The sequence below is a fragment of the Paenibacillus nasutitermitis genome (assembly GCF_014641075.1).
Classification (GTDB): domain Bacteria; phylum Bacillota; class Bacilli; order Paenibacillales; family Paenibacillaceae; genus Paenibacillus_Z; species Paenibacillus_Z nasutitermitis.
The window spans coordinates 511,798-536,811 of sequence record NZ_BMHP01000002.1 but is presented as its reverse complement, the minus strand read 5'-3'; the positions used below and the strand labels follow the sequence as shown (position 1 = coordinate 536,811).

General features: G+C 51.8%; 21 protein-coding genes. 19 read left to right on the top strand and 2 right to left on the bottom strand.

The window, feature by feature from the left end; translation table 11 throughout:
* The first annotated feature begins 87 nt into the window (after positions 1-87).
* The 19 genes from IEY46_RS12465 (at position 88) to IEY46_RS12370 (ending at position 23,174) form a co-directional block, all read left to right on the top strand.
* Positions 88-1,929, top strand: coding sequence for a sensor histidine kinase (locus IEY46_RS12465; RefSeq protein WP_229750268.1), 1,842 nt, complete (start codon positions 88-90; stop codon positions 1,927-1,929).
* Positions 1,904-3,409: a response regulator transcription factor gene (locus tag IEY46_RS12460; RefSeq protein WP_188992331.1), complete on the top strand. Its 1,506-nt coding sequence runs from the start codon at positions 1,904-1,906 to the stop codon at positions 3,407-3,409. The genes IEY46_RS12465 and IEY46_RS12460 overlap by 26 nt, the downstream gene beginning before the upstream one ends.
* Positions 3,410-3,631: 222 nt before the next feature.
* Complete coding sequence (locus tag IEY46_RS12455; RefSeq protein WP_188992330.1) at positions 3,632-5,005, top strand: ABC transporter substrate-binding protein; 1,374 nt, start codon at positions 3,632-3,634, stop codon at positions 5,003-5,005.
* 110 nt (positions 5,006-5,115) lie between these two features.
* Complete coding sequence (locus IEY46_RS12450; protein ID WP_188992329.1) at positions 5,116-5,985, top strand: carbohydrate ABC transporter permease; 870 nt, start codon at positions 5,116-5,118, stop codon at positions 5,983-5,985.
* A complete protein-coding gene (locus IEY46_RS12445; RefSeq protein ID WP_188992328.1) occupies positions 5,982-6,815 on the top strand; it encodes a carbohydrate ABC transporter permease in 834 nt (277 codons plus the stop codon). The genes IEY46_RS12450 and IEY46_RS12445 overlap by 4 nt, the downstream gene beginning before the upstream one ends.
* Positions 6,816-6,939: 124 nt before the next feature.
* Positions 6,940-8,028, top strand: coding sequence for a Gfo/Idh/MocA family protein (locus tag IEY46_RS12440; RefSeq protein ID WP_188992327.1), 1,089 nt, complete (start codon positions 6,940-6,942; stop codon positions 8,026-8,028).
* 64 nt (positions 8,029-8,092) lie between these two features.
* Positions 8,093-9,199 (top strand): Gfo/Idh/MocA family protein, encoded by a 1,107-nt coding sequence (locus IEY46_RS12435; protein ID WP_188992326.1) that lies wholly within the window; start codon positions 8,093-8,095, stop codon positions 9,197-9,199.
* 45 nt (positions 9,200-9,244) lie between these two features.
* The gene (locus IEY46_RS12430; RefSeq protein WP_188992325.1) at positions 9,245-10,048 is read left to right on the top strand and encodes a sugar phosphate isomerase/epimerase family protein; all 804 of its coding nucleotides are present in this window, start codon (positions 9,245-9,247) and stop codon (positions 10,046-10,048) included.
* Between the two features lie 286 nt (positions 10,049-10,334).
* Positions 10,335-11,822, top strand: a complete 1,488-nt coding sequence (locus tag IEY46_RS12425; protein ID WP_188992324.1) for a sulfatase family protein — start codon at positions 10,335-10,337, stop codon at positions 11,820-11,822.
* 272 nt (positions 11,823-12,094) lie between these two features.
* Entirely contained in the window at positions 12,095-13,099 is a 1,005-nt protein-coding gene (locus IEY46_RS12420) for a Gfo/Idh/MocA family protein (protein WP_188992323.1), read from the top strand.
* Between the two features lie 26 nt (positions 13,100-13,125).
* The gene (gene cysC, locus IEY46_RS12415) at positions 13,126-13,680 is read left to right on the top strand and encodes an adenylyl-sulfate kinase (protein WP_188992322.1); all 555 of its coding nucleotides are present in this window, start codon (positions 13,126-13,128) and stop codon (positions 13,678-13,680) included.
* Positions 13,681-13,688: 8 nt separating this feature from the next.
* Entirely contained in the window at positions 13,689-15,107 is a 1,419-nt protein-coding gene (locus IEY46_RS12410) for a sulfatase family protein (protein ID WP_188992321.1), read from the top strand.
* A gap of 90 nt (positions 15,108-15,197) precedes the next feature.
* Positions 15,198-16,118, top strand: coding sequence for an AraC family transcriptional regulator (locus tag IEY46_RS12405; RefSeq protein ID WP_229750267.1), 921 nt, complete (start codon positions 15,198-15,200; stop codon positions 16,116-16,118).
* Positions 16,119-16,155: 37 nt separating this feature from the next.
* Complete coding sequence (locus tag IEY46_RS12400; RefSeq protein ID WP_188992319.1) at positions 16,156-17,571, top strand: sulfatase family protein; 1,416 nt, start codon at positions 16,156-16,158, stop codon at positions 17,569-17,571.
* A 426-nt stretch (positions 17,572-17,997) separates the two neighbouring features.
* Positions 17,998-18,843 (top strand): STM4015 family protein, encoded by an 846-nt coding sequence (locus tag IEY46_RS12390; protein WP_188992317.1) that lies wholly within the window; start codon positions 17,998-18,000, stop codon positions 18,841-18,843.
* Positions 18,844-18,845: 2 nt separating this feature from the next.
* Positions 18,846-20,087, top strand: a complete 1,242-nt coding sequence (locus IEY46_RS12385; RefSeq protein ID WP_188992316.1) for an STM4014 family protein — start codon at positions 18,846-18,848, stop codon at positions 20,085-20,087.
* On the top strand, positions 20,087-20,872 hold the full coding sequence (locus IEY46_RS12380; protein WP_188992315.1) for an STM4013/SEN3800 family hydrolase: 786 nt from the start codon (positions 20,087-20,089) through the stop codon (positions 20,870-20,872). Before IEY46_RS12385 ends, IEY46_RS12380 begins: the two co-directional genes overlap by 1 nt.
* 29 nt (positions 20,873-20,901) lie before the next feature.
* A complete protein-coding gene (locus IEY46_RS12375; protein ID WP_188992314.1) occupies positions 20,902-22,278 on the top strand; it encodes an STM4012 family radical SAM protein in 1,377 nt (458 codons plus the stop codon).
* A complete protein-coding gene (locus IEY46_RS12370) occupies positions 22,275-23,174 on the top strand; it encodes an STM4011 family radical SAM protein (RefSeq protein WP_188992313.1) in 900 nt (299 codons plus the stop codon). The genes IEY46_RS12375 and IEY46_RS12370 overlap by 4 nt, the downstream gene beginning before the upstream one ends.
* Positions 23,175-23,202: 28 nt before the next feature.
* Here the strand turns inward: IEY46_RS12370 and IEY46_RS12365 are convergent, their stop codons facing one another.
* Both IEY46_RS12365 and IEY46_RS12360 read right to left on the bottom strand, forming a co-directional pair.
* A complete protein-coding gene (locus tag IEY46_RS12365) occupies positions 23,203-24,078 on the bottom strand; it encodes a metal ABC transporter permease (RefSeq protein ID WP_188992312.1) in 876 nt (291 codons plus the stop codon).
* Positions 24,075-25,010 (bottom strand): metal ABC transporter permease, encoded by a 936-nt coding sequence (locus IEY46_RS12360; protein WP_188993776.1) that lies wholly within the window; start codon positions 25,008-25,010, stop codon positions 24,075-24,077. The genes IEY46_RS12365 and IEY46_RS12360 overlap by 4 nt, the downstream gene beginning before the upstream one ends.
* Between the last annotated feature and the right edge of the window lie 4 nt (positions 25,011-25,014).

Sequence of the window (25,014 nt, the reverse complement as noted above, 5' to 3'; positions counted from 1 at the left end):
GGTGTATGGCTGTTTCTTCGTACAGTCAAATGACAAAAGTTGATGTATAATACGATCACGACAATCACCGGAAGAGTTGATAGTGGAATGCGGTACTGGAATGACATGCTGCTGAAGACCAAAATGTTCGTTGCTTTTTCAGTTGTTTTTCTGCTTACGGTCCTTCTGGCATGCACGATTCTGTATGTTAAAAATGTAAACGATACCAAAGACCAGACCTATGCTTTGTCCAGCACCATAACGAAGCAGTTCAGCCGCACGGTTGAGCTGTACATCCATGAAATGGAGGCGATGTCGGTGACCATTTTTGGCGATCCGCTCGTTCAGCGCAATCTGCTCGACCATTATGAGACTGACAATGCGGTGGAACAGAACCAAATAGAGCTCAGCCTGTCCAGCCGGCTGTACACCTTGATACATCCCCAGCCGAAGGTGCAGAGCATTTATTTGTTCACGCTGGACAAATATGCCTACTATGTATCGCGATCAAGCGGACCGAAGCTGACGGATTCGCTGGAGGGAGAAGCCTGGTATACGGGAAAAGCCTATGATTACCGCAGCAAATTCCTGCTTTTGCCTACTGCGCTTGAGGATGTTTCCCATGCCGATTCACCCAAAGTGATCTCGTTTGTCCGCAGCATCAACCGTATTCCGTCGCGGACGCCGATCGCTTTTATGAAAATCAATATTAATGTGAACGTATTCGAAGATATGCTGGTCCAGTCGGATAACAACGAGATGGAGAAGAATATGCGGGTATTCATTCTAAGCGACGAGGGGCGGGTCGTCTATGACAACAGGCATGAATTGACGGCCGGTACGCTTCCGGCATTGAGCATGCCGATGCTCAAGAAGGGAAAATCCTCGGAATTGACATGGAACGGAGCGAAATATCTGTACAGCAGCGAGCGTTCCGCATATACGGGGTGGAACACGGTCGTTCTGATTCCCAATGAATATTTGCTGGCCCAGATCAAACGAACGCAGCTGATCCTGATTCTGGTCGGGCTTGCGGCCGTCCTGCTGATCGCGGTGGTTTCCTATATACTGTCCCACCACATCACCATACCGCTGCATAATCTGATGAAGAAGATGAACCGGGTGGAGCAGGGCGATTTCTCCCAGCGGATGGAAGTAAAGGGCAATAATGAAATCGGCCGGTTGAGCCGGATTTACAATGATATGCTAGGCAGCATATCGCGTTTGATCAATGAGGCGTATCAATCCCGACTGGCAGAGAAGGATGCGCAATTATCCGCCCTGCAAGCCCAGATCAATCCGCATTTTCTGTACAATACCTTAAATATTATGAAATCCATCAGCCGCGTTAAAGGGATTGAGGAAGTGGCGGAAATGTCGGAATCGCTGGCAGAGCTGTTTCAATACAGCATGAAAAATTTGCAGCACCCCGTGGCGCTGGAGGATGAACTGGAGCATATCCGCTGTTATATGAATATCCAGAAGCACCGCTTTTTTGACCGATTCGAGCTGCAAAGCGATATTCCGGAGGAGCTGCTGCAGGCTTCGATTTTGAAGCTGACCATTCAGCCGCTGATCGAGAATGCGATTATCCATGGATTGGGCAAAAAGAAATCCGGGGGCGTAATCGGTCTCAGGGTGCGCTGCACGCAGGGCATTCTGCTGATTGAAGTAACGGACAACGGCAGGGGGATCGACGGGCAGAAGCAGCAGGAGCTCAGAAGCCAGCTGCGAGCTCCCATCCTGTCCACGGGAGTTGATCAGGAAACGCGTGGAATCGGCCTGCAGAACATTCAGCAGCGGATCCAATTATTTTATGGCGAGCCTTACGGGATCGGACTCATGAGCATACCAGGCGAAGGGACGACCGTGAAACTGGAAATTCCATACCTGCTACCTGCAGACGGAAAAGGAAGGGATACGCATGAATATATTTCTGGTGGAGGATGAACGCTGGGCACTGGCGGAACTTAAGACTTTGTTTCAATGTTATGAGCAGGAGCACCGCATATTTGCATTCGAGAACGGGGAAGACGCCTTAACCGCCGCAGCCCGCACAAAACCGCATTTGGTGCTGACCGATATCAATATGCCGGGCATGGACGGCCTGGAGCTGATCAGCGAGCTGAACAAAACAGATCCGTCGATTAAAGGGATTATTCTGAGCGTTCATGATGAATTTGAATATGCCCGGCAGGGCGTGAAAATGGGCGTGACCGACTACTTGCTCAAGCCGGTCCGGAAGGATGTCCTGTATACCAGCATCGACAAAGCGTTGAACGGAATCCGCAGCGACCACAAGCAGCTGGAAGAGCGGACCAACTGGTCCATCACGCAAATGCTGTTCGGATCAGGCACCGCGGATGCGGATCTGGCCGCCTCTTTTTATGAGCGCAAGTATTTGATGGCTCTGCTGCTGCTGGGGAACTGGGAAGCTTCGCGGGGGTGGCAGGATACCGGGATCAGCAACTTGGAGCTGAGAAGCCGGCTGGTCTACGGCTCCGTACAGGAGCAGGATATCCATTGTCTGGACCTGGATTCCCGGCGCAAAATCATTCTGGTGCCGGTGACTGCCGATTCCGCAAAATGCGGCATGGAATCGAATCTGATCTCGTTATTTCAGCGCATGGATGAGCGGGTGCAGATGAGTTATGCCTTTAAAAACGAGCATGAAAAGATAAACAAGCGGTTCAGCTTCTTAACCCGGAAGCTGGAAGATCATATGCGGCTGGGCATGCCAACCCTCATCGCTCCCGACGCCAAAACAACCGACGTGGATATCGGCGGAATTTGGGATAAGGTGCGCATCATGGAAACACATTTCGGTCAGGGAGACCTTCGCAGGGGAACGGAAATGATCCAAAAAATTGCCCAGGAGCTCAAGCGCAAGGAGATCACCTTGCGGCAGATCCAGGCTTTTGTCCGCGACGTGCTTTATTCGCTGCAATACAAATGGCTGTCTTCGCAGCAGGGCCGCATGGATCTGGGCCAGGCGCACGACGATCATTATACCAGTCTCAACGGACTCGCGAGCTATGAGGAGCTGACGGAATGGCTGTGCGCCAAAATCATGAAGCTTTATCCCAGCCGGGAAAACAAGGACATGAAACCGAAAAACTTGATTCCGCTGCTTATGCAGTGGATTCACAGCAATTATCAGCATAATATTTGCCTGCAGCAGTTTGCCGCTGACCATCACGTCAGCCTGGGTTATCTGTCCAAGCTTTTTAAAAGCCAGACCGGCGGAACGTTCTCCGATTATCTGATCCATTACCGGATCGGCAAGGCGAAGATTCTGCTTACGGAAGGAATGGAGCGGCTGTCGGATGTGAGCAGCCTGGTCGGTTATGAGGATGCGAAGCATTTCAGCCATCTGTTCAAAAAAATCGTTGGCGAGACGCCGCAAGCATATGCCAAACGGACGAAATAAGGCTGAAAAGCAAAATTACCCTCCCAAAATAGCCAAACTACAGGTAGGCGGCACCGTGTACTCTCCGATAAACTAAGTTCAAAGGCTTAGGTAGCCGCCGGATATGCACCAGAAAGGCGCGCCGATGCCAGCTGCAGGGAAACCCGGGTCCCTGGGCAATCTTAGGTCTTCGGACCGCCATTCAAAATGAATGCGCATACAAAAAGGGAGGACTTGAAAGGCATGCAAAAAACAAGAAGTGCCATGACCATTTTTGTAACCTGCATCATGCTTATGTTCATCATCACGACGGGCTGTGGAACAAGCGGCAATACGGCGAAGAATGATAATCCGGATGGAGGCAAGCCAGCCGGAACGAATGCGGCGGAGGGCGGACAGACGGATAAGCCCGCAGAGAAGGTCACCTTGACGCTGATGGTCGGCAATACGGGCACTACGCTTGAAGCGCTGAAGGTTGTAGCAGCCGAAGCCGAGAAGAAATTGAATATCGCTATTGAATTCGATATCAAACCGGACGGCACGGAAGGCGATAATCTGGTCAAAACCCGTCTGGCAACCGGCGATATGGATGATATGCTTGTGTATAATTCAGGATCACTGCTGCAGGCGCTGAGCCCGGAGGATAACTTCGTGGACTTGAGCGGCGAGTCTTTTATGACGAATGTCCTGGATTCCTTCAAAGCTACGGTAACGGCAAACGGCAAAGTATTCGGCGTTCCGGTCGGCACCACGAATGTCGGAGCCATTCTTTACAACAAGAAGGTATATGCCGAGCTTGGACTGGAAATTCCACGTACATGGGATGAATTTATGGCCAACAATGAGAAAATCAAGGCGGCGGGCAAAACAGCGGTTATCGCCACCTACAAGGACACCTGGACCTCGCAGCTGCTTATTCTGGGCGATTACTACAATGTGCAGTCGCAGAACGCTTCTTTCGCAGCTGACTATACGGCCAATAAAGCCAAATATGCGACTACACCGGCCGCGCTCAGAGGGTTCGAGAAAATCGAGGATGTCTACAAGAAAGGTTATATGAACAAGGATTTTCTGGCTACCACGTATGACGCGGGTCTCAAGATGCTCGCTGAAGGAACAGGCGTTCAATATCCGATGCTCTCATCGGCGCTTGATGCGATATATCAAAACTTTCCCGACAAAATCGATGATATCGGCGTATTTCCGGAACCGAGCGACAGCGCGGACATCAATGGCCTGACGGTCTGGATGCCAAGCGCCCTCTACCTGAATAAAGACAGCAAGAAGCTGGATGCCGCCAAGAAATGGACGGAGTATTTCCTTTCGCCTGAAGGCCAGAAGGTATTGTCCGCCAAGCTTAAGGCATCGGGGCCCTATGTCATTTCCGGCATCGACCTTCCTGAAGATGCTTATGCGGGCGTGAAACAGATGCAGACTTATTTTGACGAAGGCAAAACAGCGCCCGCTCTGGAGTTCCTGTCTCCAGTCAAAGGGCCGAATCTGGAAAATATTACGGTAGCGGTAGGCAGCGGCATCAACACAGCTGCGCAGGGAGCTAAGGATTACGATAAAGATGTCGAGAAGCAGGCCCAGCAGCTGGCGCTTCCCGGCTGGTAATTGAGGATGCGATAAACAAATAACGCCCTGCACCTTGTGCTGCAGGGCTGTTTGTTCAATTGCGGGGGCTCCGACATGTTCACAAATGCAAGCGAAAGGATGAATGCATGATGAATCCAGCATCCAAGAGGATGTATTCGTATCTGTTTTTTCTGGTTCCTGCCGGAGTGATCTATTTCACTTTCTACCTGCTCCCGACGGTATTGTCCTTCTTCTTCAGTACGACAAGGTGGACGCTGACGAAATGGGAATTTATCGGAATGGACAACTATATCACCTTCTTCTCCGAAACGGCGCTCAGCATCGGCTTTCGCAACACGCTTATTTTTGCTGTTGTCACATGCGGCTTGAAGGTGGTTTTCGGCCTTTTGTTTGGCGCTTTCCTGACCTCGCGGATTATAGCCAAAAACTATTTGCGCTCCGTTATCTTTTTCCCGACGCTACTCAGCACCATCGCCGTCGGCATTACCTTCTCCACGATGATGCATCCCTCGCAGGGCATTATCAATGTAGCGCTGAGCGTATTAGGCATTCCCGGTCCGGATTGGCTCGGGAATACGCATATTGCGCTTTTGTCAGTCGCGCTGGTTGATGTATGGAAGGGAGTCGGCATTTCAACCGTTATCTTCATTGCCGGAATAACGGCCATTCCCCAGGTGTATTATGAAGCCCTTAAGATTGACGGAGGAAACGATTTTTCGGCTTTCCGCCATATCACGCTGCCGTTGTCGCGTCCGGCGATGAATTCCGTCATCATTCTGGCTTTCATCGGGGGCCTGCGGACCTTCGATTTGATCTGGGCCATGACCAAAGGAGGGCCAGGCTTCACAACCGACCTGATTGCTTCCATCATCTACAAACAATACCAGGCGGGTTTCTACGGCCTGGCGACAGCGGGGAATGTCATCCTCTTCATCGGGGTATCGCTGCTGGCGTTTCCTTTATACAAGTTTTTGACCAAAAGCGAGGTAGACTTATGAGCGGGCAAACAAAACGGATTTCCGTCGGCTTTGTAGCCGTAGTTGCAACCACCATAATATTCTGGGTACCGTTTTATTTTGTAATTATCAATTCCTTCAAAAATCAGCAGGACGCGGCGCTGATGTCCATGTCCTGGCCCAAAACCTTTGAAATCTTCAGCAATTACAAGGCTGTGCTGACGGCTGCGGATAATATGCTGCTTCGTGCCTTCTATAATAGTACCCTGCTTACCGTGCTTTCGATTGTGATCCTCGTATTTGTCAGCGCCATGGCCGGATTTGTTCTGCAGCGCAGAGAAGGAGGCAGGGGTTCGTCGCTGCTGAATTTTATCGTGCTTGCCGGTCTGATGATTCCACCCGCAATCGTGCCGACGATCTGGGTGCTGAACTCGATCGGGTTGTTCAAAACCCTCATCGGCATTACGCTTGTTGAGGTCGCGCTTCATTTTCCTTTCTCGGCTATTTTGTACAAAGCGTTTGTGGCGACATTGCCCAAGGAAATTGACGAAAGCGCTTTTATTGACGGCTGCGGCGGAATCCGGTTGTTTTTTCATATCATCTTTCCGCTGCTGAAGCCCGTAACTTCGACGGTTGTGGTGCTGACTTCCATTAATGTGTTCAATGATTTCGTAAATCCGCTCTATTTCTTTCCCGGGGCTTCCAATGCGACGGTACAATTGACGCTTTACAATTTTACGAGCCGTTTTACTTCTTCATGGAATCTGTTGTTTGCCGATATTGTGCTGATTTCCATTCCGCCGCTGATTTTGTTCATTTTCTTTAACAAGAAAATAGTCGCAGGCATGACGGCCGGTGCCGTAAAAGGGTAAATCATCATGGAAAACAGCTCTGAATCCTTCAAATGGTCCCGATCGCAGTAGCTATTGTCCCGATCAGCCAAGATTTTTGATGAAAGGTTGATTAATATGAGTACTAGAAACCGTTTTCACATCCATGATTGATTCAAGGAGGCGATGCAGGATCAAACCGATTGGTGTAGGGATTCTCGGATTTGCTCACGGGCATGTCAATGCTTACTGCGAGGAATGGAAAAAGGAAGAATACGGAATCCGTGTCCTGGCGGGTTGGGATCATGATTCCGCCAGGCTGGACACGGCAAAAGAAGCATTTGGAATCGATACTGATACGAATGTGGATGATCTATTAAAACGGGACGATATTCAGGCGGTGGTGATCGCTTCGGAAACCTCGAAGCATGCCGAACTCGCGGAGCTCGCGGCAGCGGCCGGTAAGGCGATCGTGCTGCAGAAGCCGATTGCGCTGACTATGGAAGAAGCACAGCGCATCGCGGATGCGGTGGCCAGGTACGCAGTGCCTTTCACGCTGGCTTGGCAAATGCGGGTCGATCCGCAAAATCTGCTGATGAAGCAGTGGCTTCACAGCGGGGAGCTTGGCCGAGTGTTTATGGTCCGCCGCCGGCATGGGCTTCCAATGGGGCTGAATGCGGATTTCGCCAACAGCTGGCATGTCGATCCTGCCCATAACCGCGACATTTGGGCGGACGATTCGTCGCATCCGATCGATTTTATCCATTGGCTGCTGGGAACTCCTGAGACGGTCACCGCTGAGATGGAGTCTTTATATAATCCGCGTATACCCAATGACAACGGGATTGCTATTTTTCGTTATCCCGGCGGCCCGATTGCCGAGGTCAGCTGTTCGTTTACCTGTACAGCGGCGGAAAATACGACGGAGATTATTTGCGAGAAAGGCACTATTATTCAAAACTACGGCGATGCGACCAGTTGCAATGTGACCAAAGCAGGTAGTGCCGCAGGTTTGAAACGCTACAGCGCCGAAGCGGGCATTTGGATCGAAAGCGATATTCCGTCCCCTGACAATCACGGGTACCGGATCCGCGGGCTGGCCCAGCCTTTGGCTGAATTTATCCGGGGCGAGCGGGCTCCGCTTGCAACAGCCGAGGAGGGGATCACCTCCTTGCGGATGGTTCTCGCAACTTACGTGTCCTCACGGGAAGGCCGGCGTGTAGCATTGGACGATTCGGCCATACAGGATGTGTAGAACTTCGAGCTGATGAATACCGGATTCTGGAATCAATAATGAATTTATAGGAGGCAATTAAATAATGGCTGTAAAAATTGGGATTGTAGGAATGAACGGTATTGGCAACAATCACGCCGCATGTTATGGAGAGGATGACCTGGCCGATCTGGTCGCAGTGTGCGATGTGGTGAAGGAGCGGGCGGACGCTGCTGCCGAGAAATACGGTGTAAAGGCTTATTACAGTCTGAAGGATATGGTAGAGAATGAGCCGGATATCGAAGTGATCGATATTACAACAGGCGGCATCGACAACGGAAGCTGGCATTTCGAGCCGGCAATGGAAGCGGTCGGCTACGGCAAGCATGTGCTTGTGGAGAAACCGCTTTGCCACGATATCCGCGAAGGCAGGGAGCTGGTTGCATTCGCCGAGAAGCAGAAGGTATATCTAGGCTGCAACCTGAACCACTATTTCACGCCCCCGGCTGAGAAAGCCAAAGAATATATGGATAGCGGCGATATCGGCGAATTGGTCTATTGTATGGCCAAAATGGGCTTCAACGGTGGCGATCTGAATTACGCGCCTGCTGGATCGCCGAAGATCAAGGATCATCCTTATTTCCATATGAAAGCGTTCCTGACCCATCCGCTCAGTGTCATGCGCCATTTCTGCGGAGATATCACCCATATTCAGACCTTCTCCGACCGTCCGGGCTTCCGCCGCAGCGCGGGAGACGTTATGGTGTCGATCAATAGCATTCATATGAAATTCGCTAACGGCGGCGTCGGTTATTTGCTCAGTCAGCGGGGCGATGCCGTATACGGTCTTGGCGGCTGGTGGAGTCTGGAAGTGGCAGGATCGCGCGGCACGTTCTGCATCGAGAACTGTGTCGAGAAGCTTTCTTACTGGAAAGCAGAGAAGGGCATTCCTGCCATCAGCATTCAGCCTGAAGCTATCGTGACCGACTACGGCACGAACGATTTCAACCGCACGTTCAATAACCGGCTGCATGCCTTCCTGGAGGATGTGTCCAACCGCGTACCGTTTGAAGAGCTTCGCGCCAACGGAAGAGACGCGCTTGCCGTTCTGGAATACACGTTTGCCGTTATTGAATCCTATGAGCGTGGGGGAGAGGTTGTTCGTCCTCATCCGCTGCCGCCGCTTCACGGAGATCCGTTGTTCATGAAATAGAATTGCCCATCATCCATATATTACTGAAGGAGTGTTTAACAAGTTATGATTAAATTAGGTGTAAACTCAGTTCTCTTCAAATCGTTCAGCTTCGCTGAGGCAGCTGCCGCAATTGCGCGCTGCGGCTATGACGGCGTTGAAATATCGGCTATCCAGGGCATGTGCGAGCATCTGGACCTCAGCCGCTGGCAGGAGCAGAAGGATGAGCTTCAAGCCATCGTGAAAGAAAACGGACTGAAGTTCCTGTCCATGGAGGTCGCTTCCTTGGACGAGGAGAGATTGACACTGGCCTTCGAAGCCGGTGCGGCGATAGGAATTCCGATCATCAATGTCGGACCTGGCGGCAAGACCGGCAGCAAGGAGGATTTGGCCGTCTCCATCGAGAAGCTGACTCAGCTTTCGGAGAAAGCCGCTTCTTACGGCGTTACCTTGTGCGTGAAGGCCCATGTCGGCAACGCCATCGACAATACGCCGACAACGCTTGCTGCTATGGATGCAATCTCTTCATCGGCATTTGGCATCGATATGGACCCGAGCCATATCCACCGCTCCGGTGAAAATGCCGAAGAGGCGCTCCCTGCCGTGCTCGGCCGGGTGAAGCATGTACACATACGCGATTGCAAAGGCCGCGAGCAAGGACCTGGACCGATTGAGCTTCAGGCCTGCGGACGCGGGGACATCGATTTGTTCGGCTACTGCAAGGCGATGGTTGACGGCGGGTACGACGGTCCAGTCGTGCTGGAAGTCATTGGCGCAGGTCCAGACCATACGATCGATCAGGTATCGATTGTAGCTGCCGAGTCCTACGGCTATTTGAACGCCTGCCTGAAGAAGCTGGGCGGACGCTGATTCAACCATTTTGTAATAAAGGCGCACTGCGCACCAAATATCGCATAAATAGCGAGCTTTTGCTTGATGAAGCCGGGACCCCCGGCTTATCGGGCAGAGCCCCGCAAAAACATGGATTATGCTTACGAAGCGAGTTTTTGCTTGATGAAGCCAGGAATCCGGCTTATCGGGCAGAGCCCCGCAAAAACTTGGATTATGCTTACGAAGCGAGCTTTTGCTTGATGAAGCCGGGACCCCCGGCTTATCAGGCAGAGCCCCGCAAAAACTTTTAGGAGGGTTTCATTCAATGACAGCAAAAAAACCGAATGTGGTTATTTTCGGTATCGATAGTCTGCGGCGCGACCATATGAGCTCATACGGCTACCCGCGCCTGACAACGCCTTTTCTTGACCGTGTTGCGGCTGATGGCGCATTGTTCGAGCAGCATTTCAGCCCGAGCATCCCGACGACTCCGGCTTATGCTTCCATGCTTACGGGCATGGACGTGTTCGGAACCGATGTTGTCGCGCTTCGTCATGAAGGGCCGCTCGGTGGACATGTGAAAACGCTGGCCGAGACGCTCGGCGAGAACGGCTACAATACAACCTGCATCGGCTTCACCGGCAATCCGTCATCACGCGGTTTTCAAAATTATCTCGACTATGAATCCTGGGTCCCCGACGAGAGCGGACGTACGCCTAAAGCGGAAAATCTCAATAAAGTGGCCGTACCGGAGCTGGAGCGTCTTGCTGCAGATGACAAACCGTTCCTGCTCTTTCTCAGACATATGGACCCGCATTCGCCTTATTTGCCGCCGGTTCCGTTTGAGCGCATGTTCTACGGAAATGACGAGAAGGACGCAAACAACCGTTCCATGGAGCCGGTCTATGACTTCAAGCCATTTGCTAATTTCCTGAAATCCTGGATTCCCGAAGGCGTTACCGACGAGCAGTATGTGGGAGCACAATACGACGGCGCCATTGCTTATATGGATGCGGCTATTCAAACCTTGTTCACCAAGCTCGAAGCGCTGGGAATCGAGGAAGAAACCCTGATTGTCATTACATCCGATCATGGGGAAACACTATATGAGCATGATTGTTATTTCGATCATCACGGACTGTATGACTGTACGCTGGTTGTTCCGCTGATTATTAAATTTCCTGGACGGGTGCCGGCCGGCAAAAGGGTTTCAAATGTGAGCCTGATCTCCGATATTATGCCGACGGTACTGGATCTGCTTGAGATCAAGACGGATTCAACGTTCTATGGACAAAGTCTCACGGGGTTGATCCAGGGCGAAGATGCCAAACGCGTCAGTGAATTTTACATTACCGAGTGTACCTGGATGCGCAAGCATGGATGGCGTACTCCCGAGTGGAAGCTGATTTGCGCGCTGGAGCCGGACTTCCATTTCAAACCCGAAGTAGAGCTGTACAACCTCATACAGGACCCGCAGGAGAATGAGAACGTGGCCGAACGCGAGCCTGAAGTCGTTGCTTTTCTGCAGAAACGGATGCATGATTATATTGCCAAACGCGAGAAGGAAGTAAACCGGACCAATCCGATTTATACCAACCTGAACTGGCATGGACAGGGCAAGACGTTCAAGTCCTCCCAGGAGGCTTATGATTCGCTTTACATCGGTAATATCGTGAATGCCCGTTCACTTCAGGAGAAAGAAGAGGAAGAAACGGCTAAAAGCAAAAAAGGTAAAGGGAAATCCAAAAAGGAAAAGAAAGCAAAAGAGGATTCTTCAGATAAAGAAGAAGCCAAGGACAAGCAAAAGGCATAAATATACGATGAATTCCGGCGGAGCTGACGTTAACCGTTTCTAGGAGCACAAGCTTTTTTCAAAACAAGGACACCGGGATCATCCACTAGCAGTCAACTGAAAAGAATTATCTTCGGTGCAGAATTTTCTCCTTTATAGGGTTAGAAGATCCAGCACCGAAGACATCCCGGATTTTCACTCAAAGGCTCGCGCGGGCAAATGAAGCAATTAGTCTGTTCGCCATCAAGACCGATGATTTTTTCAGCAAGCAAGTTTGGAAGGAAGGGACTGCTATGATCAGAGTTGCTGTTGTAGGCGTCAACAATATCGGGAAAATTCACTGCCGCGCTTACCGGAATCATCCAGGCACCGAGCTTGCGGCCGTCTGCGATTTGATGCCGGAGCGGGCAGAGGCTGCGGGACGCGAGCATGGAGTTCCTCACTACACCGATTTGCGGAAGCTGCTCAGCCAGGAAACGATTGATACCGTAATTGTTGCAACGGCGGGCGTGGAGAAAGGCAGTCATCACTTTGAACCGGCCATGATCGCCATCGAAGCAGGCAAGAATGTTTTCGTGGAAAAACCGTTATCCAACAACATCGAAGAAGCGCGGAAAATGGTGTCTTTTGCAAGAGAGAAAGGGGTACGCCTTGCCTGCAATCTCAATCACCGTTTCACTCCAGCGGCATACAAGGCCAAGGCACTGGTTGAGGAAGGGAAGCTGGGCTCTTTGCTGTTTCTGAATATGAGACTGACGATTCAAAATCCGCAGGAGGATACGGAATGGCTGCATATGAGGGCCCTCCACCCGCATTCCATTGATGTCATGCGGTATTTTGCCGGGGATATCAAACGGGTGCAGGCTTTTATGACCAAAGCACCGGGACGCACTTCCTGGTCCACTGTCTCGATTAATATGGAATTCGAAAGCGGGGCGGTTGGCCATTTGACGGGGAGCTACGATATGTCCATGCGTCACCCTATTGAGTTCTGCGAGGTGGCCGGACATCAGGGCCGGATCGTGATCGACAACGTATATGAAAGCATGACGTATTATCCGCATCATTCCGATGAGCTGACGGTTGTCCGCAACTCCTTGTTCGGCGGAATGAAAGGCTTTGATGATACCTTTGAGCATCGCATTAACCGCTTCATCGAGGAAATTCAGTCAGACGTTAAGCCGGAAGAGATGACAGCTTCCGGGGCGGATGCGCTCGCTGCGCAGGAAGTGATTGAAGCTGCTATTCGTTCACACCAGCTGGGCGGAACTCCTGTAGAGGTTGCGGCAAAGATATAGTACAGGACATGTGGAGGGAATTGAACATGACAAGGGAGCATGGCTCCGTATTATGGTTTACCGGTCTATCCGGAGCCGGAAAAACAACGACTGCGACTTATATGGTGCACAAGCTGAAGGAGCAGGGACGACAGGTGGAGCTGCTTGACGGCGATGAGCTTCGTGATACGATTTGCAAGGGACTTGGCTTCAGCCGTGAGGAACGTCTCGAGAATATTAAACGGATCACCTATCTCGCCAAGCTGCTGTCGCGCAACGGTGTGGATGTGCTGGTATCCGCCATCACGCCTTACAAGGAAATGAGAGAGCATGCCAAGGCTCAGCTGCCCGGCTATGTGGAAATTTACGTGAAATGTCCGCTGCATGTGTGCGAGATGAGGGATGTCAAGGGATTGTATGCCAAAGCCAGAAGCGGCGCGATTTCGCAATTTACTGGCATAACGGATGCCTACGACGAACCGAGCAATCCGGATATTACCCTATGTACATCCACCGCGACTCTGGAGCAAAATGGAGAAACCATACTGGCATGGCTCGGCCATGTCTCACCACTTGAGAAGTCAACTTCTCGGAGGGATTAGGACCGAAGATGAAAATAATTATGATTTCGCTGGATACGCTTCGCGCCTCGCGGCTTAGCTGCTACGGCTACTCTAAAGCCACAAGTCCGCATTTGGACCGGATCGCGCGCGAGGGCGTCCTGTTCGAGAAGGCTTTTGCGGCGGATATACCGACCGAGGTCGCGCACACCGGGATTTTTACCGGCAAAATTGGCTTGACGACAGGTGTTGTATCTCACGGATCAGAGCTGACGCATTTGCCCAAATCAACCGAATGGCTGCCATCGATGCTGCGTTCAGCCGGCTTTACCACATCGGCAGTGGATAATCTGTATCAGCTCAAGGAATGGTTTGCCCGCGGCTACCGTTATTATATGAACAGCGTCGGCGGCAACCGCTGGATTGACGGCCGCACGGTCAATGAACTGGCGATGCCTTGGATTGAACAGCACCAAGATGAGAATTTCTTTCTGTTCCTGCATTATTGGGATGCGCATACGCCTTATCTGCCACCCGATTCTTATGTGCCGGAGTTTTATGAAGCCGGGAAGGATCCTTTCGATCCACGAAACAAAAGCATGGAAGGTGCGTATAATCATCCAGCGTATCCTTTTTTCAAACATCATCATTATGATCTGGTCGGCGAGGTTACAGACAGCGATTATTATGATGCTTTATATGATGCGGAAATCCGTTATCTCGATGACCGGTTGAAGGAACTGGACGATCATCTGGAAAAACTGGGAATCCAAGAGGAAACCATGATCATCCTGTTTGGCGATCATGGGGAAAGTCTGACTGAGCATGACATTTACTGGGATCACTGCGGCTTATATGAGCCTACGGTACATGTTCCCATGATTATACGCTGGCCAGGAAGAATTCCCGCTGGCCGACGAGTTTCCGGCCTCGTGCAACAGGTCGATTTGCTGCCCACCGTTCTGGAGGCTGCGTGCAAGGAAGGGATCGCAGGCATTGATCCATCCAAGCTTGTTTTTCCCTCAGGTCTGGACGGGATCAGCTTATGGCCGTCGATAACCGGAGATGCGGATGGCACCAATGATACGCTGCTCTTGAGCGAATGCGCATGGCAGGCGGCAAGAGCGATTCGGACGCAGCGCTACAAGTTTATCCGAACCTACGATTCCGGACCTTTCACACGTCCGCCAAGAGAGCTGTATGATCTCCTTGAGGATCCGGAGGAAACGGTTAATCTCGCGGAGGCGCTTCCGGAGCTTGCGGAGAGCTTTGAAGTCCAGCTGAATGAATGGGTTGAACGCAAACTGGCGGGAAGAGCGGATCCCATGACGCGTCAACTTCAGGAAGCCGGACTGCCTTTCCGGAAAAGAATCGAGCAGATTCTGAGGTCGGCATCGATGACCTGGGATGAGTGGTACGAGAATCCGCAGCGGGAGAGGTTCGATAGCGCAATCAAACATTCTCGTTGAAGAAGCGGGCTTTACGGTTGCCGCAGGCTTGCAGCAATCCGTAAGATCCAAGCAAATCACGATCGTTCAAATCGGAGTCTTTTGCAAAGGGTGAATAGAGGCGTGCAGGATATTCTGAGCAGAAATAATTATATGAAGGATGAATTTCCGTTCTGGATTAAACGGACCGTGCAGGGCTCGATCTCCGAGCATGGCCATGAGTTTGTCGAGCTTGTTTATGTCGTCCGGGGCAGAGGCTTGCATATCTTCCAAGGGTCTCCGTATGAGCTTCATGCGGGGGATGTATTTATTATCAACCCTGGAGAAATCCATGCGTATGATGTTGAGGACAACGAGCAAATCGAGATTATCAACTGCCTGTTCATGCCGTCCTTTATTTCCGATACACTTCTTAGCGAACTTGAAATTACCGGTTCAATGGACTTTTTCTATGTGCATCCGTTCCTGAAGCATGACGTGAGGTTCAATCACCGTCTGAATCTCCATGGTCAGGAGGCCGATTCCGTCCAAACGCTGCTGGACAGCATGATCCGCGAGCTTGCTAGCCGCGTGTCCGGGCATACGATGCTGATCCGTTTGCAAATGATTGAGCTTCTGATCCTGCTCTCCCGTTATTATTCGCTGATGCAGCAGCAGCGTGTTCATCCTTCTCCCCGCCAGATGGAGCGGGAGATGACGGCACGGCGGATATACGGTTATCTGGAAAGAAGCTACGAGAAGAAAATAACGCTGCAGTCCTTATCCGGTTTGTTTAATGTCAGCACGCGGCAGCTGAACCGGCTTATGCGGGAGGAATTCAACCGCAGCGTTTTTGACGTTCTCCATGAGATTCGCATGGAACGAGCCAAGCATCTGCTGCTGGAGACCGATGATAAGGTTATCAATGTGGCCACTACCGTAGGATATGAGGATCAATCGTTCTTCAACCGGCTGTTTCTCCGGCATGTAGGCTGCTCGCCCAGTCAATATCGAACTGGTGCTGGAATCGGCGAAACCTATACGCAGCGTTAGTATGCTCTAAGATCGAGAGGGGCTGATGAAACCTCATATGCAAACACGTTCACCTAATGTGCTGTTGATTACCGCGGATCAACTGCGTTATGACTGCGTAGGCTTCAGCGGTCGATACCCGGTGCAGACACCTCATCTTGACCGGCTTGCCGCACAAAGCACAGTCTTCCATCAGGCTTATTCGCATGTGCCGTTATGCTGTCCGGCCCGGCAATCCCTGCTGCACGGAAGACGTCCCGAGACCTTTGGCGCCTTGTGGAACTATAATGCTTTTCTTCCCGTAGGCTCGCTTCAGCCGGAGCAGTTCACATGGTCCAAACTGCTCGCGGATCATGGCTATCAAACCGCGTATATCGGCAAATGGGGAGTCAACCCCGATTATGATGCGACTGCTTTCGGTTACGATTCTTATATAAGCGAAGCCGACTATCGGGCCTTCCAGAAAGAGCGTTATCCGGATATTCAGTATACGAACGGTTATTTCGGAGAAACCGATCCGGTTCCGCTTGAAGATTCGCAAACGCACTGGATGGCCCGGCAGGCGATCGGTACGTTGAAGAAGCTGGATGCCGGAGGCAAGCCCTGGCATATGGCGGTTCATTTTCCGGAGCCGCATTTGCCATGCCGACCATCGGGGAGATTTGCCGGGCTTTATGATCCGGAGGACATTCCCGAGTGGGAAGGCTTCCGGGACAAGTTTCAAGGAAAGCCCTATATTCAGCAGCAGCAGCTATTGAATTGGGGTGTGGAGCATTACACCTGGGCGGACTGGGCACCGATTGTAGCCAGATATTACGGCATCATCAGCCAGCTGGACGAGGCAGTCGGCCAGATCCTGAATGCGCTGGATACGATGGATACGAATACGATCGTTATTTTCACTGCCGACCACGGGGATATGTGCGGCTCCCACGGTATGATGGATAAACATTATATTCTTTATGACGATGTTATCCGCGTACCGCTTGCCATTCGGCTGCCCGGGCGAAATCAAACAGGGCGCTCCGAAAACCGGTTTGTTTATAACCTGCTTGATATGGCGCCGACACTGATTGATTTGACGGGCTTGAATACCGATGAATCCGACCGATTGCAGGGACGCTCACTGGCACCGCTTCTCCGTGGAGAACAAGAGCCGGAGCATTGGCGGAATTCTATTGTTGCCACCTATAACGGCCAGCAGTTCGGACTCTACACCCAGCGGATGATTCGAACGGAGAACTGGAAATATATTTGGAATCTGACGGATGTGGATGAATTATATGATTTGTCATCCGACCCCGGCGAGTTGGTGAATCAGATCGGGAACCCGGCATCGGCTCCTCTCATCAAGGAGATGAGAAATGCTCTGTATCACCAGCTTAAACTGGACGGTGATCCGGTCATTAACAATGAATGGATGTTCCATCAACTGCTCGATGGAGCGAAGCTTGCAGCCCGATCCGGCGGCTGACGAGAAAAGACGAGGGAAAGTCCGGAAATAGCTTTGGAATAGACGCTTCCTTCGCCACTGAAAATCGTGGTCCCGGAAGCGTCTTTATTTGTTTACGCCTCCAACATCGCTTTGTGGAAAAACCCGGATGTCAATGCCGACTTGCCAATCCATAAGAAGATTGCTGCCATGCTGCTGCGGTTTTTTTATTTAATGGTTTCAAAAGATGAAAAATATGGTGAATAACAAGTAGTTTTCTGCGCTCAGATTCTTTACATGCTGCAAGGGCAGACGCTATAGCTATTTTGGGGTTGAAATTGAACCCGATACATAAGTTACTGATATCCTTTTCAGGGAGTTTTTGTTGTTATTGCATTGCTGCCAAGCAATGATGCGCATTATCCTGGCGATCCACGTTATTATTAGAAACTCTCAGGAGGAGTCCCCATGTCCGAAGTAAAGCTCAGTATTGATTACGACCAGTATGAAGCGGGTCAGAAGATGGAAGATTTGATTGAAAAACTCGCTGAAAGTCCCGAAAGCCAGGAGCTGGCCAGTCTAATTATAGGTGAATGGGGAGGCGCATATGAGAATGATTCCAGTGCCATTGTGAACACGCTGGTCCGGCTCAATGAGCGCTTTCCTGCACTGCGCAAACTGTTTATCGGCGATATGAGCTTTGATGAATGTGAGGTTTCCTGGATCATGCAATCTAATATTTCACCCGTACTGGACGCATACCCTGAGCTGACTTCGCTTACTATTAAAGGCAGCACGGATCTTCAGCTTGATCCTATCCGCCATGACAAGCTTGAAGAGCTGGTCATTATTTGCGGCGGCTTGGGCAAAACTGTGCTGGCAAGCATAAAAAACTGCCAATTTCCGTCACTGTCCAGGCTGGAGCTTTATTTGGGTGTGGAAGACTACGGTTTTGACGGCGGGATCGGGGATGTGCTTCCACTAATGGATGCAGGCCGGTTCCCCAAGCTGACGTATCTGGGCTTGAAAAACAGTGAAATCCAGGATGATATTGCGATAGCAGCAGCCAATTCGCCAATCCTGGATCAATTGCATACTTTGGATCTCTCGATGGGGACTCTTACCGATACGGGAGCGGAAGCGCTGATGAACAGCGACCGGGTAAAAAAACTGCAAAAACTTGATTTGAGTTATCATTACATGAGTGACGATATGATCAAACGCTGGGGACAGACGGGGTTGAATGTGGACACCAGCGAGCAGCAGGATCTGGACGATGATGAAGATTATCGTTATCCTGCTTTGACGGAATAACCATGCGGTCGATGATTCTGATCGGCAACCCGGGCAACCGCCGGACGGCTTCTCTGCAGGAGGCCAGAAGGCGGCTGCAACTTCCCCCTGCCGTCCTTGTCCCTTATCTGGATCTGATCCAGGGCACCACCCAGCTTGAAGAATCATTCAAGGAGGTCCGGATTGATACACAAGCACCCCCACTTGTGCGAATCGATGCTCCGGGCGAAGATTTTGAGGTTGAGCGGGCGCTGATCGCTCTGGGTGCCCCTGACGTAGACAAAGCAAGGGCCGACGACCGGCTGCTTCCCGTTCCGGGAAGAAACGATCCCTATCCTTTATCAGAAAAATCGGCACTGGCGCTGAAAGAACAGCGTGGCCGGCTTTATCATCCGGCCCAATGGTTCCGCGGATTTACGCGCCTGCTGGCTAAGGTGGAGCAAGAAAGCGAGCAAATCTGTCCGGATGTGCAGTGGACGAATGCGCCTGCGGATATTGCCGGAATGTTCGACAAACGCCATACCCACCGGGTGCTTACCGCTGCCGGCGTTTCCGTGCCGCGGCAGCTGGAAATTCCGGAAGCTCTGCCTGATTACTGGACACTGCATGAGACGATGTGCCGCAAAAGGATGCATCGGGTATTTGTCAAGCTGGCTGCCGGTTCTGGAGCCTGCGGCATAATGGCCTACCAGATTAATCCCACGACCGGCGAAGAGCTGGCGATCACGACAATCGGTGTCGATCATTTTATTTCCCGTCCGCCGCAGTTCTACAATGCGCTCAAGCTCAGGCGTTATACCGATACACCAACGATCCGGCTGATTGTGAACTGGCTGCTCAGCCATGGCGCTCATGTCGAGCAGTGGGTGGCCAAAGCCGCCTACGGGGACAGAACCTTTGATTTGCGCCAGTTGGTAGTTGCAGGCGCTGCCTGTCATTGCGTCGGCCGTGTCAGTCGTACGCCGATTACGAACCTGCATTTGCGCAGCGTCCGGATGTCGCCAGATGAGCTGGGCTTGTCCGCGACCACGAAGGAAGCGGTCAGGGAATGTGCCGAATCCGCTTTGAAGGCATTCTCCCGCTCCAGTATTGCCGGCGTTGATGTTGTGCTCAGCAGCGGATCGATGAAGCCTTATGTGGTTGATGTCAATCCATTCGGCGATCTGCTCTACAATGTGCTCTATCAGGGTGTTGATCCCTATGAATGGGAGATGGGGAGCGGGACGCAAGAGGCTATGGCGGTTGCCGTCGGGGATGAATTCTAATGACGGATATGAAGGCGGTTGTAGGCACTCATGACATTCTCATGATCACGCTCGATACGCTGCGATACGATGCCGCGGTATTGGAACAGGAGAACTGCCCGCATCTATGCGGCAGCGGTCCGTGGGAGAAGCGCCATACACCAGGCAGCTTCACATATGCGGCCCATCATGCCTTCTTTGGAGGGTTTTTGCCTACCCCCGCAGATAGCGATAAATCCAGTCATATCCGGCTGTTTCACTCTAAGAATACGGGATTTGGGACTCATCCCCATACCTGGTTGTTCGACACGCCTGATATTGTCTCGGGGCTCGCAGCTGAAGGCTATCGGACGATCTGTATCGGTGGAGTGATATTCTTCTCCAAAAAAGTGCCGCTGGCCCGCGTTCTGCCCGGTTTTTTCCAGGAAAGCTACTGGCGGATGAACTTCGGGGTTACCAATCCCCGTTCAACGGAGCATCAGGTCAATCATGCCCTGAAGCTGCTTGAACGGAGTTTGCCGGAGGAGCGGTTATTTCTGTTTATGAATGTATCGGCTATTCACGGCCCAAATCATTATTATATTCCCGGAACCAAACGCGATTCGCTGGAGACACAGCGGGCGGCATTGCGATATGTGGACGGGCAGCTGGGCCGTTTGTTCGAGGTGCTTCGTACCCGTAAGCGGCCTGTATTTTGTCTGATATTCTCCGATCATGGCACAGCTTATGGCGAAGGCGGCTATGAAGGTCACCGATTGGCTCACGAGGTAGTCTGGAATGTGCCTTATCGTGAGTTTTTCCTTTAGATTTATATTCGGAAAGGTTGTGATTGCGGATGCTGTTAGATTCGCCTGATTCCGGCGCGACCCTTACAAATGATCCCGGCTTCGTCCGCAGCTGGAAGGAGCAATTGACAGCGGATCCCTACCGTTCTTATCTGTATTCCTATCCCCATAAAACCGCATATAGCGAGCTTGACCAACCCGTATTGCTTTCGGAGCTTTGGCGGGATGAGCCGGCAGAGACTTTTTTTCTTTATATGCATATTCCGTTCTGCGGCGCCCGCTGCGGCTTCTGCAATCTGTTCACCCTTCCGGACAAACGCCAGTCGGCACATGAACAATATGTGGATGCGCTGGAGCGCCAGGCCCGGCAGTGGGCTCCCTTCGTTTCGCATAAGCCATTTGCAAGGTTTGCTATCGGCGGGGGGACACCTACACTGCTTGCTCCGGAACTGCTGGAACGGTTGTTTCATATTGCGGAGCAAACAATGGGGCTACAACCCGATCAAGCTTCAATCTCCGTGGAAACCTCGCCTGAAACAGTAACTGAGGAGCGGCTTCATATTCTGAAGGAGCATGGGGTTGACCGCGTGAGCATGGGGGTCCAAAGCTTCGTGGAAGCTGAAGCCGCCGCCATCTATAGGCCGCAAATGCCCACGCAAGCCGGACGGGCTGCGGAGCTGTTGAAACAATACCGTTTTCCGATTCTCAATCTCGACCTGATCTACGGTTTGCCGGGTCAAACCCTTGAATCCTGGCAGTATTCTTTGCGTTGTGCGGTGTCATTCCAGCCGGAAGAAATATTTATTTACCCGCTTTATACAAGGGAGCATACAATCGTCAAACCGGAACAGATTAGAGAAAGCGGCGTGGACAACCGATTAGCCTATTATGAAGCAGCACGGAGCTGTCTGCTTGCTAAGGGCTACACGCAATATTCGATGCGCCGGTTTGCGCGCAGCGATGCGTTCATCGGGAAGAAGCTCCTCCCCTACGGCTGTCAGGAAGAGGGGATGGTCGGCCTTGGCTGCGGTGCCCGCTCCTACACAAGGAATGTCCATTACGCTTCACGCTACGGGGTCAGCCGAAGCGCGACAGCCAGCATTATTGCCGATTATGTGGGCGCGCAGCGTTACGATACAGCCGATTACGGGTTCGTGCTCAGCAAGCACGAGCAGAAGCGGCGTTTTCTTTTAAAGGCGATTTTGCATACGGAAGGGCTGCTGGCAAGTGAATATACCCGGCGTTTTGGAAGCGATGTGCTGGAGGACCACCCGGAGCTTTCATTGCTGCTGGATAGCGGATTGGGACATCTTCAGGATGGTTTACTCAGGCTGACTGAAGAAGGGCTCGGCTACTCCGATGCAATTGGGGACTGGCTGATCTCTTCCGCGGTGCGGCAGCGGATGGAAGGATACGTTCTGGCATGAGAGCGACATTGTATTTCCGGGGCAGCCTCACCTCCTGCAATTATGATTGCCCCTATTGTCCATTCAGCAAGAATATCGATAATGCGCACACACTCGCGAAGGACCGCAGCCAGGTGGAGACTTTTGTGGAGTGGGTCCGGAATCAAAAGACAGACGGACATCACCTTTCGATATTCTTCAATCCTTATGGCGAAGGACTGACGCACACCTGGTACCGCGAGGCAGTGATTGAGCTGTCGCAAATGGAGCATGTCGAGAAGGTAGCCATCCAGACGAATCTGTCTGCGAGGCTGGATTGGACGGAGAAGCTCAATCCGCTGAAGGCGGCGTTCTGGGCGACCTATCATCCCGGACAAACGTCAGAGAGCCGGTTCACCCGGCAGTCCAGGGAGCTGCACCGGCGCGGTATCGCGCATAGTATCGGTGCGGTAGGAGTGAAGAGCGCCTTCGAGGCGATATCCTCATTGCGAAGGTCCATCTCTCCGGATATCTATCTGTGGGTGAATGCTTTCAAGGATAAGCCGGATTATTACTCGGAGGAGGATCTTATTTTTCTTAAAGGAATTGATCCGTATTTTGAGTATAACCGGATGGATTACGAAAGCGCGGGAAAAGCCTGCAAAACAGGTTATGACGTATTCTATGTACAGGGTGCGGGGCTTGTCAAGCGCTGCTATAAGGACCGTCAGATAATCGGGCATCTGTACCGCGAAGGTCTGGAGGGATTGTCACAGCAGAGGGCCTGCAGGATGTCTTGCTGCGACTGTTATATCGGATATATACATATGCCAGAATTAAAGCTGGACCGGTTATATGGCGGAAGAATGCTGGAACGGATTGCCGGAAGCCGCAGGCTGGCCGGAAGTCCGCACATACAAGAAGCTCCCCGCCATTAGGCGCCGGGAGCTTCTTTATATCAATGTCTTAAACCGAGACCGAACGTTTCTGTCTGAATTTGCGGACCATGACGCCGTGGCTTGGAGAGAACAGCAGGGCGATCAGGAAGAAGACGCCTGCAGTGCAGATCATGCTTCCGGCAATGGACGCATCCAACAGTAACGCTGCATAATAACCGAGAACAGAGCTGGCGCAGCCGATCAGGACACTGTAGACGATCATTTTGCCCAGCTTATCCGTAAGCAGATAAGCGGTCGCAGGCGGAACGACCATCATGCCGACCACAAGAATGACGCCAACACTTTCGAAGGAGGCTACCGTGCTCACGGAAACAAGGCCCATCAGCAGATAATGGAAGAGCGCAACAGGAATCCCTACGGCAGCTGCCATCGCTGGATCGAAGGAACACAGTTTAAACTGCTTGTAGAACACGGTAATAACCAGAATGGTCAGGAACAGTGCAGTGCCTACGCCCCAGACCGCTTTGGGTCCGATATCGATCCCCCCCACATGAAGCGTGTTCCACGGAACATAAGCGATTTCCCCGTACAGCACGCAGTCCAGATCCAGATCGATCTTACTCGTATACATACTGACCAGTACAACGCCGACAGCGAAGAGGGCCGTGAACACGACACCAATGGAGGCATCCGACTGAACGCCGCTTTGCTGGAACAATTGAATCAGGAAAACGGTGACCAGGCCAAGCGCCGCCGCTCCGAGCAGCATGAACAAGGAATCTCTTGAACCGCTGATCAGAAAAGCAATGACGATTCCCGGAAGCACGGAATGGCTGATGGCATCCCCGATCATGGCCATCCTTCTCAGGACTAGAAAACAGCCGACAATACCGCATGTACTGGCAACGAGCATGCCGGTCAGAAGAACCCAAAATGTGCTCATTTGAAGGTATTCCTCCCTTCCACACGAAGGGAAGCATCCTCGCGCCTTATTTTGCCGCGGGCGGAAATGAATACCAACAGCTTGGATATAACTCCCCTGCGGGGAGCGGCCAACAATGAAATGACGAACAGTAGTGTAGCTGCCAGAACAACCAAAGGCCCAGTGGGCAGCTTATTGACATTCGCACTGACGAATGTGCCGGCCAAGCCGCTGAAAGCGCCGAACAGTCCTGCCAGGAAAACCATGACCCCCAGGCGCTCCGTCCAATACCGCGCGGACACGGCAGGGGTGATGAGGAGGGCGGCCATCAAGACAACACCAACTGCTTGAATGCCCACAACGACGGCTACAACGATGAGCAGCATGAGGAACTGGTCAAGTAAAGCGACAGGATATCCAAGCCCTCTGGCAAAATCGGGATCAAAGCTGAGCAGCTTGAACTCTTTGAACAATAAAGAGCAGATAGCGATTAAGGAAAAGGAGATCACAGTCATGGTTATCACGTCGGAACGCATCATGGACGCGGCCTGACCGAACAGAAACGTGTCCAAGCCGCTTTGGTTGCCGCTGCCGCTATGCTGAATTCGGGTCAAGAGAACGATGCCGAGACCGAAAAAAACGGAAAGCACAATTGCAAGAGCCGCATCCTGCTTGATCCGGGTATGACGGGTAATATAGCTGATGCCAAATGTAGCGATAACGCCAGCGGCTGCGGCACCGATCAGGAAAAACAAAATGGACTTCGAGCCGCTGAGCATAAAAGCGATGCAGACTCCGGGAAGTGCCGCATGCGACAGGGCATCTCCCATCAGCGATTGCTTGCGCAAATAGGCAAAACTGCCGATTACACCGCTGCCCAAGCCAAGCAGCATACAGCCGAGCAGAATCCATTGGGTGTTGGGATCTTTGAATATCGTAAACCAGTCCAGCATATCA

What these genes read in the sequence shown, in the direction of transcription:
- IEY46_RS12465 (WP_229750268.1), top strand. Translation starts at nt 88, where the DNA reads ATGCGGTACTGGAATGACATGCTGCTGAAGACCAAAATGTTCGTTGCT.
- IEY46_RS12460 (WP_188992331.1), top strand. Translation starts at nt 1,904, where the DNA reads ATGAATATATTTCTGGTGGAGGATGAACGCTGGGCACTGGCGGAACTT.
- IEY46_RS12455 (WP_188992330.1), top strand. Translation starts at nt 3,632, where the DNA reads ATGCAAAAAACAAGAAGTGCCATGACCATTTTTGTAACCTGCATCATG.
- IEY46_RS12450 (WP_188992329.1), top strand. Translation starts at nt 5,116, where the DNA reads ATGAATCCAGCATCCAAGAGGATGTATTCGTATCTGTTTTTTCTGGTT.
- IEY46_RS12445 (WP_188992328.1), top strand. Translation starts at nt 5,982, where the DNA reads ATGAGCGGGCAAACAAAACGGATTTCCGTCGGCTTTGTAGCCGTAGTT.
- IEY46_RS12440 (WP_188992327.1), top strand. Translation starts at nt 6,940, where the DNA reads ATGATTGATTCAAGGAGGCGATGCAGGATCAAACCGATTGGTGTAGGG.
- IEY46_RS12435 (WP_188992326.1), top strand. Translation starts at nt 8,093, where the DNA reads ATGGCTGTAAAAATTGGGATTGTAGGAATGAACGGTATTGGCAACAAT.
- IEY46_RS12430 (WP_188992325.1), top strand. Translation starts at nt 9,245, where the DNA reads ATGATTAAATTAGGTGTAAACTCAGTTCTCTTCAAATCGTTCAGCTTC.
- IEY46_RS12425 (WP_188992324.1), top strand. Translation starts at nt 10,335, where the DNA reads ATGACAGCAAAAAAACCGAATGTGGTTATTTTCGGTATCGATAGTCTG.
- IEY46_RS12420 (WP_188992323.1), top strand. Translation starts at nt 12,095, where the DNA reads ATGATCAGAGTTGCTGTTGTAGGCGTCAACAATATCGGGAAAATTCAC.
- cysC (WP_188992322.1), top strand. Translation starts at nt 13,126, where the DNA reads ATGACAAGGGAGCATGGCTCCGTATTATGGTTTACCGGTCTATCCGGA.
- IEY46_RS12410 (WP_188992321.1), top strand. Translation starts at nt 13,689, where the DNA reads ATGAAAATAATTATGATTTCGCTGGATACGCTTCGCGCCTCGCGGCTT.
- IEY46_RS12400 (WP_188992319.1), top strand. Translation starts at nt 16,156, where the DNA reads ATGCAAACACGTTCACCTAATGTGCTGTTGATTACCGCGGATCAACTG.
- IEY46_RS12390 (WP_188992317.1), top strand. Translation starts at nt 17,998, where the DNA reads ATGTCCGAAGTAAAGCTCAGTATTGATTACGACCAGTATGAAGCGGGT.
- IEY46_RS12385 (WP_188992316.1), top strand. Translation starts at nt 18,846, where the DNA reads ATGCGGTCGATGATTCTGATCGGCAACCCGGGCAACCGCCGGACGGCT.
- IEY46_RS12380 (WP_188992315.1), top strand. Translation starts at nt 20,087, where the DNA reads ATGACGGATATGAAGGCGGTTGTAGGCACTCATGACATTCTCATGATC.
- IEY46_RS12375 (WP_188992314.1), top strand. Translation starts at nt 20,902, where the DNA reads ATGCTGTTAGATTCGCCTGATTCCGGCGCGACCCTTACAAATGATCCC.
- IEY46_RS12370 (WP_188992313.1), top strand. Translation starts at nt 22,275, where the DNA reads ATGAGAGCGACATTGTATTTCCGGGGCAGCCTCACCTCCTGCAATTAT.
- IEY46_RS12365 (WP_188992312.1), bottom strand. Translation starts at nt 24,078, where the DNA reads ATGAGCACATTTTGGGTTCTTCTGACCGGCATGCTCGTTGCCAGTACA.
- IEY46_RS12360 (WP_188993776.1), bottom strand. Translation starts at nt 25,010, where the DNA reads ATGCTGGACTGGTTTACGATATTCAAAGATCCCAACACCCAATGGATT.